The organism is Rheinheimera sp. (assembly GCF_020217005.1).
In the GTDB taxonomy this organism is placed as follows: domain Bacteria; phylum Pseudomonadota; class Gammaproteobacteria; order Enterobacterales; family Alteromonadaceae; genus Pararheinheimera.
This window is the reverse complement of record NZ_JAIWOI010000379.1, coordinates 1-10000: the sequence shown is the minus strand read 5'-3', so window position 1 is coordinate 10000 and position 10000 is coordinate 1. Positions and strand designations below refer to the sequence as shown.

10 protein-coding genes are annotated in these 10000 nt (G+C 44.1%); all 10 read right to left on the bottom strand.

From position 1 onward, the window contains the following. Positions 1-652, bottom strand: a 652-nt coding sequence (locus LDL40_RS18770) for an ABC transporter substrate-binding protein (RefSeq protein ID WP_300997030.1), incomplete at its 3' end; no start/stop codon positions are given. Positions 653-793: 141 nt separating this feature from the next. Continuing rightward, positions 794-1066 carry an HU family DNA-binding protein gene (locus LDL40_RS18765; RefSeq protein WP_288739301.1) on the bottom strand — a complete coding sequence of 91 codons (273 nt, stop codon included), beginning with the start codon at positions 1064-1066 and terminating at the stop codon, positions 794-796. Between the two features lie 57 nt (positions 1067-1123). Next, positions 1124-1528 (bottom strand): ribonucleotide reductase subunit alpha, encoded by a 405-nt coding sequence (locus LDL40_RS18760; protein WP_300997029.1) that lies wholly within the window; start codon positions 1526-1528, stop codon positions 1124-1126. A 142-nt stretch (positions 1529-1670) separates the two neighbouring features. Further along, on the bottom strand, positions 1671-3512 hold the full coding sequence (nrdD, locus tag LDL40_RS18755) for an anaerobic ribonucleoside-triphosphate reductase (RefSeq protein WP_300997028.1): 1842 nt from the start codon (positions 3510-3512) through the stop codon (positions 1671-1673). Positions 3513-3528: 16 nt separating this feature from the next. Continuing rightward, positions 3529-4161 (bottom strand): anaerobic ribonucleoside-triphosphate reductase activating protein, encoded by a 633-nt coding sequence (gene nrdG / locus LDL40_RS18750; RefSeq protein ID WP_300997026.1) that lies wholly within the window; start codon positions 4159-4161, stop codon positions 3529-3531. 397 nt (positions 4162-4558) lie between these two features. Next, on the bottom strand, positions 4559-5776 hold the full coding sequence (locus LDL40_RS18745) for an alginate export family protein (RefSeq protein WP_300997024.1): 1218 nt from the start codon (positions 5774-5776) through the stop codon (positions 4559-4561). A 245-nt stretch (positions 5777-6021) separates the two neighbouring features. Beyond that, positions 6022-6798: a peptidylprolyl isomerase gene (locus LDL40_RS18740; RefSeq protein WP_288739296.1), complete on the bottom strand. Its 777-nt coding sequence runs from the start codon at positions 6796-6798 to the stop codon at positions 6022-6024. Between the two features lie 129 nt (positions 6799-6927). After that, the gene (narI, locus tag LDL40_RS18735; protein ID WP_300997020.1) at positions 6928-7632 is read right to left on the bottom strand and encodes a respiratory nitrate reductase subunit gamma; all 705 of its coding nucleotides are present in this window, start codon (positions 7630-7632) and stop codon (positions 6928-6930) included. Between the two features lies 1 nt (position 7633). After that, positions 7634-8425 carry a nitrate reductase molybdenum cofactor assembly chaperone gene (gene narJ, locus LDL40_RS18730; RefSeq protein ID WP_300997019.1) on the bottom strand — a complete coding sequence of 264 codons (792 nt, stop codon included), beginning with the start codon at positions 8423-8425 and terminating at the stop codon, positions 7634-7636. A gap of 3 nt (positions 8426-8428) precedes the next feature. After that, the gene (narH, locus tag LDL40_RS18725; protein WP_300997031.1) at positions 8429-9964 is read right to left on the bottom strand and encodes a nitrate reductase subunit beta; all 1536 of its coding nucleotides are present in this window, start codon (positions 9962-9964) and stop codon (positions 8429-8431) included. Positions 9965-10000: the final 36 nt, after the last annotated feature.

Genomic DNA, 10000 nt, shown 5'->3' with positions numbered 1-10000 from the left:
ACACCACATAAAGATGCTGTTGATAAAAGGCAGGGGTTATCTTCACTATTTCTGTACCTTTGTATTGGGATGATTGAGCGTTTACGGAACTATCAGTCATTACCACGCCATCGACACGTTTATTAACTAAAAGCTCAAAACTCACGGCCAATCCAGTATCAAGCTCTTTATGGGCATTCAAATTTTTTAAAAGTGTTTCCACCACATAGCCTTTGGGTGCAGCGATACCATATCTTAGGCCTGAAAGTGCATAGCCATCCCAGCTTAGAGAGTTACCTTTTATTGAATAAATATAGTAGTCGGCTCTGGTTATACTATATTGCTTCATCGGCTCGGCTTCCGAGAGTCCAGGAAAGTCAAAGATTAAAGCCCGCTCACCCGACCAACCAATACCTATAATTCCGTCAAATTTGCCTGATTGAGCTTCATGCATACATCTGAGCCATGGCAGACGCTTGATAGTGAAATCAATTTTTAAAGTAGTTAGTGCATGTGCGACAACTGCGGCATGCACACCTTTGTAAGTTTGTTGGCCAATATCGTAGTCTGCGAGATTCGGCGCCTCGGCATCAGATTCTTGGCAGAAACTTAGTGGTGTGGCAAAGGGTATTGAAGTATTAAATAGGCAAAGTAAGAAGAATATCCATTTCATAAAGCAGCGTTCATCCGTTTTTTTAATGCTTTTAAGGTTCAGGTATCAGTTTTTTGGGTATACTCCAATACACTGAGCATGAACTCACATTCCTGTGTCACTGGGCATATCAATGGCTATAATAGGACGGTAGCCAGAAGATCAACTAATGGCATCTTTAAATACCTTGCCAGCTTTAAATACTGGGATATGGGAGGACGCAATGTGGATGGGTTGTCCAGTTTTGGGGTTACGGCCTGAGCGTGCAGCTCGTTTTCTATTTTCAAAAGTGCCGAACCCGACTAATGCGACATTATCGCCTGCTTTTAATGCGGTTGTAATTGAACAAAGCAAAGCGTTAAGAGCTGCTCGTGCTTCTGATAGTGTTATATCTGCTTCAAAAGCAATTTTTTCAACGAGTTGTGCTTTTTTCATCTTGGCCACCAACCATTAAGTTTTTATCCATTACGATTAAAATCAGTTTATGTACTTTCACAATAAAGCTACGAGTTCGCCTGAGCGATCAAATGTCAGAAAGTCTGCGATCATGCCAGACTGAATTTTGGCTAACATCATTTTAAGTGGTTGCTCGGCTTCATCACTGTTTGGCGGAAAACCACCACGGCCGGCCAATGAGGATACAAAAGCAATATCCCAGTCGAAGCCGGTTTCTTCGGATTCTTTTCTGAGTGTCGCAAATTCAGCAATTTCTTCTGGCAATTTATCAACGCAAAGCACGGGGTTTAAAGTGCCGCCTTCACCACGCAGAAAGCTATTGTGTTGGCTTTCGGTGTAACCATTGGGTAGCTCGGCTTTTGCAAATACCAACAATAATCGCTGTGGTTCATGCTGTTGCTTTGCTGCCGTAATTAAATCCTGATAACTCTGTATATTCATGAAAGTACCTCGGGGAGTTCTGTAGTGTTCTGACTACTCATCGACATACCCCAGTTTATCAAGACAAAAGGAATGGGTTGCTACAAAAAAGAGGCATGCAGGATGCCTCTTTGTAGGTAGTTTTTTAGAGGGGCAGTAAAAATCAGGCTTCTGCCATTTCGGCTATCGCGGGGGAGACAGCTTTTATCGCCACTGCCGGTTTTCGGTGGTAGTGACGAAGTGAATGCTCAGTTCGTCTGCCTTTGCTAAAAGACGATACTCGTTTTAAGTAGCCAATGACTCTGGTGCCATAATCTATATCGTGACTGCCACAATGTGGACATGAGTTTAAGGTTCTCTTGTCGATTTTTTCACACTGGTTACAGATAGTGATTTTTACGTTTATACAGAAGTAATTACAGCCAGTATGAGCGGCTATGTTTAATAACTGCATATATCCCTGGGTTGTTAATTTTTCATCCAGATTTAAATGCAAAGCAGAACCGCCATCCAGATAATCCAGTAAAGCTCTGCCATGTAACTGGAATTTATCTATCGCGTTACTGCTGTTGTCTTCAACGACATAAAAATAAGAGTTGTAACAGTCTCTTGGGACAAAATAACCGTCTTCTTTATCCCATTTTGCATTTTTAATTCCAAGGTTTTCCGCTGGTACAAATTCGGTATTAAACAGGTAACCATAAAGAGCTTTGGCTTCTTTATTCGCGTCAAATATGACTTTTAATTTTTGCTGGACAAAGTCAATGTAAGCAGGATTATTACTCGCTTCAAAGCCTTGAGACTCAGCGGCTTCGACCATGCCATTAATACCTATGGTCAGAAACTGTTTATCCAGGCTGATAAAACCAGCGTCATATACTGTCATTAAACCTGCAGCTTGGTATTCCTCCATCAGTTTGCGGTAAGCGACCTGATACTTATGAATTTTAGTCACTTCTTCGGCTAAATCTCTGTTGTCCTGTACCAACCTGTTCATATTGATTGTAATGACGTTGATGGAGCCTGTTGCCACACCACCTGCGCCAAGGGAGTATGAAAAAGTGTTGTCACTGATTTCACTTCTCAAGCGGCAGCAGGAGGCTAGCGAATCCGCACTATCTGATAAATAAACAAAAAAGGCGCTGCCCGCTGCAAGTTGATGAGCCATTTTCTCAGCAAAATGCTGATCCTTGCAGTGGCTTTTTCCTTCGCTCTTTTCAGTGAGCATTGCAACGGTAACAACCGGGAAAGTAAGGATTGTTTTTTCTCGTTCGGCATTAAACCAGTTCAGGAAGAAGTCCTGTAAAGCAGATACTGAACTCCATTCAGGTTTTACAAAGTCCGGAAATACAAAGTTGCCAAACATGCTGTCAAAATAATAGTAGTCATACACAGAAATATTCCAGAACACGCTTTGATAACCGCGTGCAGCAGCAGGCTGATTTAATGCATAAACCACGTGCTGAAGGTGGTTTTCAACCTGTTTGCGGTGTGTATGGAGATAATTGTCACCGTAGTCCTTACGGGCAAAATAATCAAAGTACGTAAGGAACTCAACCGTAGCGACAGCACCAGCGAATTGACTACTGACAGCGAAAACAAAGTTAACAAAGCAGCCGCAGAATGATTCGAGATGTTGAGGTGCTTTTGATTCGCCGCCCAGCTTGGTTAATCCATCACGAAGGAACGGATACATAGTGACAGACACACAGTAAGGCTTCAGGCTTGTTTCATCATGTACGTATATTTCATGAGCTTCAATTTGCCTCACATACTCTGAAGCTAAATCCTGACCAAAAAGCTCAGATATTTTTTTACTGACCTGAGCTCGATTCACTTGAATAAAATAATCTTTCATTATTTCCGCTTCCAGTGTGGCGATATTTTTTTGCGTTACGTTGGCATTCGCATCCATCTTCGAACCGTCCGCAGCGTTTTGTGCATGAAGGTACTGTTCTATAAAGTTAAGTTTATGTTCGACCTGATGCTTCATTAATCTTTGCATAGCAAAATCCCTTATTTTAATTGATAGGTGGCTTTGTTGTTACTTCTGATGTGTCGATGTATACAAAAGAGATGTTTTCAGCTCCGACAGCGGTGCCATGAGATGGGGCAACTTTTTCAGGCATATCCCCGAATAAAGTCATATCACTGCCTGAGGTCATGTGATGAAACTGAGAGTCATTATGTTGTGGCGACTGAAATTTCCAGGTCAGATCTCGTCTGTTTTTTAAGTCATAAAAACGCTGATTGCCTGAGGGTGAGCCCAGTGGACCAAATTCTTTTTTCCAGGGACCTGTTTTAACAAAATCGAGAGCGTCGATTAAGTTTGTTGGAATTTCTCGCAGTTCCAGCCCTGTATATAAACAGGTGTGGAGCCTGTGTTTTTTACAAAGTAAAAGTAAGTCTTTGAGCAATGCCGGATGCCATTCTCCGCCTAAAAATAACACGCAGCTGATGAGCCCACTGTACTTCAGTAGCTTGTCATGCAGGACCTCCGCTGATAAGGGATATCCGGAATTCTCAGGCCAACTTTCGGCACTGTGGCAACCTTTGCAGCCAATGGGGCATCCGCAAATGGTAAATGCCAGACTGGTATGTTCTGGCACCTCTTGCCACACGACTTGTTCTGCATAATAGTTGAGAGTGTTCATAACGCTTTATCTTGTGTTTATTTTTATTTTTAGCACTACATGTTGTGTAGGTTAGACCTCGGTGGGGAATAAAGATTGATCTAGATCAATAAATTCATTCATCAGAATTTCCATATCTCTGCACGCCGCATTTTGTTTAGGGTTGTTACCCCTATGGTGGTAATAGTCCGTAAGCTGAGACTTTTAACTGTAAAGATGTCTCTGTTATGGTGATTAAACTCGGGGTGTGACAATACAGTTATGCACAGTGGTGTCAGCGATGCTAGCCATTGAGCCTACTTCGAATATGTCTGAGGCCTTTACAGATTTGCGGATTTAACAGGAAAAAAAACGCCATTCAGAACCTATTGAATGGCGTAGCAACAAACCGACGTGGGGAGTCGGGTTGAGAAGAGCCTTAAATAGAGTAGGTTGCCATCAGCCACAATTTATTCGTATCAACACCGTAACTGTCCGCTTGATAATGGCTGAGTTTGAACATCAGGTTGAGTTGTTTAAAGAGATCATAAGTAACACTGCTATTTATTTCAGTGCCTAATTTACTGCTGCCTGCATCACTATGGTAGCTGTGCCAGCTTGCACTAAGATTTACAGAACTTAATGGTAGACTGATTTCAAGATAATGATCCCTGATACCCACTGTTGGGGTTACCAGAAACACATCAGTGAAGCCCTGAAATGCGTGCAGTGTAGCAAAAGGGGTTTGGAAGGCAGTTTGACCATCGCCTCCAAGTCTTTCCTGTACCAGCTTCACTATAATATCTTTGAAGGTGTAACTCAGATCTACGCGATGATAATGATGCTGGAATTGCAATGGAGCCTGATGTTTGTCTTCCTGTTCAGCAAAGACAAACAGCCATTTGAAATCCGGCAATGCCGCCAAATAACCAGCGTAATCCAAACCTTGTGTCAGGCTGTCGCGGCCATTCAGACTATCAAAATCCAGATCATAGTGAAATGCGGTGAAAGTATGCTGAGGCATTGGTTGCCATTTCAGTTGCCCTAAAGAAAATCGCCCGTGTAGATCCGCATCAGCTCCTTTTGGACCAAAGATCCTGTTTGCGTTGTGTAGACTGGATAAGTCAATCAGCCATTGCTTGCCAAGCTGTTGCGTCAACCGCACACCGTCAAAGGTCTGTTCGTTTTGACGCCAGCTTACGCTGCCTATAAAGCGTTGGTTTTGTAAGTTAATACGTTGACGGCCTAAGGTGAATTGACTGTTTTCATTTGGGGTCAATAACAATGCGGCCTGATTTATATCTGTTCCGGTTGGATCTGTGATTAAGGAGTAATCACTATTTCCGTTCACTCCACTATTGTAACGCTCACCACCTAGACTGCTGACGTTATCTAACTCAAATAGCGCTTTGGTGTGGCGCCAGCTTCCTGATTGTAAAGTCAGCCGACTACGTAATGTCGAAGCTGTTGCAGCTTGAAGTGAATTGTCCTGATCTACATTTTCCAGACGGTAACGAAACTGAGCGTTGATAGAGCCTTCTTTTAAGGCATCGGCCAGAGTGGTTGTTGTGGCTTGTGCCGGCATCAGTGCTAAACCGGACAGAGCACAGACTATGGTGTTAATTTTAACTGAAGATACAAAAGAAGTTGTGTTCATAGAACCCTTCAATATGACTGTATAACGCCGCATAATTGTAAGGTGTTTTGATTTAAATATTAATTAAATTAGATGGTTACCTACTTGTAGGTAGGGTGGCAGTCTGGTCAGACACCTCGGCGAACAGCTTCTGTGAGATTGAAGTGACAGGAACTTGGGGTATATATGAAGGCTAAAAGGAGGTATCGAAGCAAAAGATGGACACAGGCCTGAACACAGGCCTGTGAGTAAGATCTTCGGATCTGTTATTGCATCAAAGGGGAGCTACTTACTTTAAAATCATACCCCTCAATTGCGGCAGCGCTGATTAAAGTCTCAATATATTGTGCAATGGCTTTACGGCGGACTTTCTCGTTGAGGTAGTCGTTAATTTTTACTTCGACTGCTTCGTACGGCAGGAGGTCTCCTTCAACCTTACGTAGTACATCGACGACGTGTAAGCCAAAACGGCTTTCCACCGGGTAAGGCATTAATCCGGGTTGTGCTTTGAATATTTGTCGTTCGAATTCAGGCACGGTTTGACCTTTGGTGATTTGGCCTAACAATCCGCCGCTATCTTTTGTACTGCAGACTGAATAATTGGTTGCTAATGCTGCAAAATCAGCCGCTTTTTGCAGTTCAGTGATGATGCCTTCTGCGAGCTGCTTGGCTTTGATTCTCTCACCGTCATTGTCTGGTGCCGCTGGCAGCAAAATATGACGTACTTCTAATAGGGGAGAGGTGACAAAACGACCAGGGTTTTGCTGATAATACTGTAAACACTCGGCTTCACTTGCTTTTGGGATCAGTACTTCTTTATTGATCAGCATGTCTAAGACGGCATCTTGTGCCTGCGGTGAAGTATCCTCTAGTTGGTCCACTTCAGCTAAGCCCAGTTCCACAGCTCTTTGTTTAAGCAGCTCCGAAATAATGAGGCTTTCAGCGGCCTTGAGCATTGCCGTTCTTTTCTCTGGTGCTGGATGATATTGCATTTCCGCCATAATAGCGTGTTCAGGAATTTTAACTTCATTGACAATGATCATGTCGGCCTCTTCACAGCTCTTCTGATGCTGGTTTTGTCGTTACAGTCAATTGTTGACAGACAACATCAGCGGTAATTCGAATAAAGCACGGATGCTGCCTGATGCAATCATCCGTGCTTACTTTCAGGTTTAACGCACGAAACGTTGGCGTACTATCTGATGCTGACGACGAACATATTGCACTGGTACGCTTAACATATGCACTAAGCGGCTAAACGGAAACAGTACAAAAATAGTCATACCTAAAAACACATGAGCTTTAAAAATCCAGTGAACTCCAGATATGGCTTCAACTGCCGCCGCGCTTTGAAAGGTCATGGTATTTTGTGCCCAGGCCATTAGCTTCAGCATTTCAGCGCCATCTAAGTGTCCCATTGAAACAAAGATCGACAGTAGCCCTAAAATCAATTGTGCATACAACACCAGCAATATGGCTATATCCATAGTACTGGAACCTGCCCGCACTCTTGGATTGGTCAGGCGGCGGATAATTAAAATCGTCAGGCCGTAAAAGCAAATGAGCCCAAAGAATCCACCAACACCCATAGCGATCAGCTGTTTCATTTCAGTGGTAATACCGAGCAAATGCCAGACAGCTTTTGGCATCAGTAAACCCGCAAAGTGACCAAAGAAAATTGCAATTACGCCAATATGAAAAGCAATACTGCCTTTTCGTAATTGTTTCTTTTCCATAATCTGGCTGGAGCTGGTTTTCCAGGTGTATTGCTCTCTGTCATACCGGATCCAACTACCGATAAACATGATGGCCATGGCGATATAGGGGTATATACCAAAGGCAAAACTGTCAAAAATTGAAGGGGTAAAGGCGGTCATATCAAGCTCCTTTGGTCGCTGTTGCCGGTGCTTTAGTCACTGCATGGGCAAAAAGCTCGGCGGCCAGTGTATCCGTGCTGAATTCCTGGCCGTTCAGTAGCTCGGTATTCAGTGGAATAAACTGATCTTTACGTTGTTGTTCTGTTGGTCGACTGGTACTGCTACTACAGGCACTTTGCTGATCATTGCCAAGAAAAGTGACCATCTCCTCTTCCCACACCTTATCAAGTGCTTTGGGGGTGTCGTCGCGTTCTTCTGAAGCGATTTGACGTACGATATCTGACAGATCGATATCGGTGTCTGACAGTTCCAACATCGCCAGAAATAAAGACGAATAGTCACTCTGGCGTTTCTGCAACCGTGCTGTTAGTAGCGCCAGAATAGGCGCTACCTCCTGCAAACCGAGGCGAGCGTTGTCATCTCCCTGCGTTGATAAAAACTCTAGGTAAAGCGGCACATAATCAGGTAATTCTTTCAGGCCAATTTCAAGACCTGCTTCTTTATACTGATTTTGTAGATTGACCATGGCTTGACCGCGGTCACGCGACTCACCGTGTAAATGTTCAAACAACAACAGAGAGAGTGAACGACCCCGTTCAAACAGGCCGTCATAATCTACCTGCCAGTCCATTAAGTCGCCATCTAGTCTGGTGTTGATAAAGGCCAGTACTGCTTCTTTTGCCTTAACTGACAAGGATGAGTCTTGTGTCAGATTTATCAGTTCGTCCCGACTGTCGCTCAGTAGTTCGGTTGGATAATCCAGTAACAGCGATAACACTTGTAAAATTTTCATCTGTTAGTCCTTCAGCTCAACTGGAATTACCTGACGAACGCCTTTAGCTTTAGTGCCGAAAAGACTGACGCCGTTATTGCCATCACCACAACCATTACCAAAGCTGAAACCACAGCTGCTCTTCAGGTCGTAAGCGTTTTCAGCATAAGCACGGTGGCTGGTTGGGATCACAAAGCGATCTTCATAGTTAGCCAGGGCCATATAACGGTACATTTGCTCGACTTGCAGCGCAGTCAATCCAACAGATTTTAAAACCTCCAGATCTTCAACACCGTCCACTTGTTGTGAGCGTTTGAAGGCTCGCATGGCGATCATGCGTTCTAAAGCCCGAACTACAGGTTTTTCATCACCTGCGGTCAGCATATTGGCCAGATAACGCAGTGGAATACGCAATGATTTCAGATCTGGGATCTCGCCATTCATACCGACATGACCAGCCTGCACAGCGCTTTGAATAGGTGACAGTGGCGGCACATACCAAACCATCGGCAGAGTACGATATTCAGGGTGCAGTGGCAGTGCCACTTTCCATTCCATTGCCATCATATAGACAGGGCTTTGTTGAGCTGCATTGATCCAGTTATCAGGGATGCCTTCAGCGCGGGCCGCCTCGATCACTTTAGGGTCATTCGGATCCAGGAAAATATCCAGTTGTGCCTGGTATAAATCCTGTTCTTTCGCGACACCGGCCGCTTCTGCAATTCTGTCTGCATCATAGAGCAGAACACCCAGATAACGGATCCGGCCTACACAGGTTTCTGAACAGACTGTTGGCTGACCTGCTTCAATGCGCGGGAAGCAGAAAGTACATTTTTCTGACTTACCGGTTTTCCAGTTGTAATAGATTTTTTTGTACGGACAAGCCGAAACACACATCCGCCAGCCGCGGCATTTGTCCTGATCAATCAGTACTATGCCATCTTCTTCGCGTTTATAAATGGCGCCACTTGGGCAAGCGGCCACACAAGCCGGATTCAGACAGTGCTCGCAAAGACGTGGTAAATACATCATGAAAGTCTTTTCAAACTGACCGTAGATGTCTTTTTGCACTACTTCATTAAAGTTCTGATCTTTTTTGCGTTTCGCAAATTCTGTACCAAGAATTTCTTCCCAGTTCGGGCCCCATTCAATTTTTTCCATTCGCTTACCAGTGATCAGCGATCGTGGTCTTGCCACAGGCTGGTGTTTACTGTCCGGTGCGTTATGTAAATGCTGGTAGTCAAAATCAAAAGGTTCGTAGTAGTCGTCAATTTCCGGTAAGTCCGGGTTGGCGAAAATATTCGCCAACACCCGGCGTTTACCGCCAATTTTTAACTCCAGTTCGCCTTTGGCATTTTTCACCCAGCCGCCATTCCATTTTTGCTGGTTTTCCCATTCTTTTGGAAAACCAATACCAGGTTTGGTTTCGACGTTGTTAAACCAGGCGTATTCTACGCCTTCCCGCGAGGTCCAGACGTTTTTACAGGTAATGGAGCAGGTATGGCAGCCTATGCACTTGTCGAGATTTAATACCATGCCTATTTGTGCGCGTACTTTCATCATGCTACTCCTATTGGGTGTCCAGCCAGTCGACTT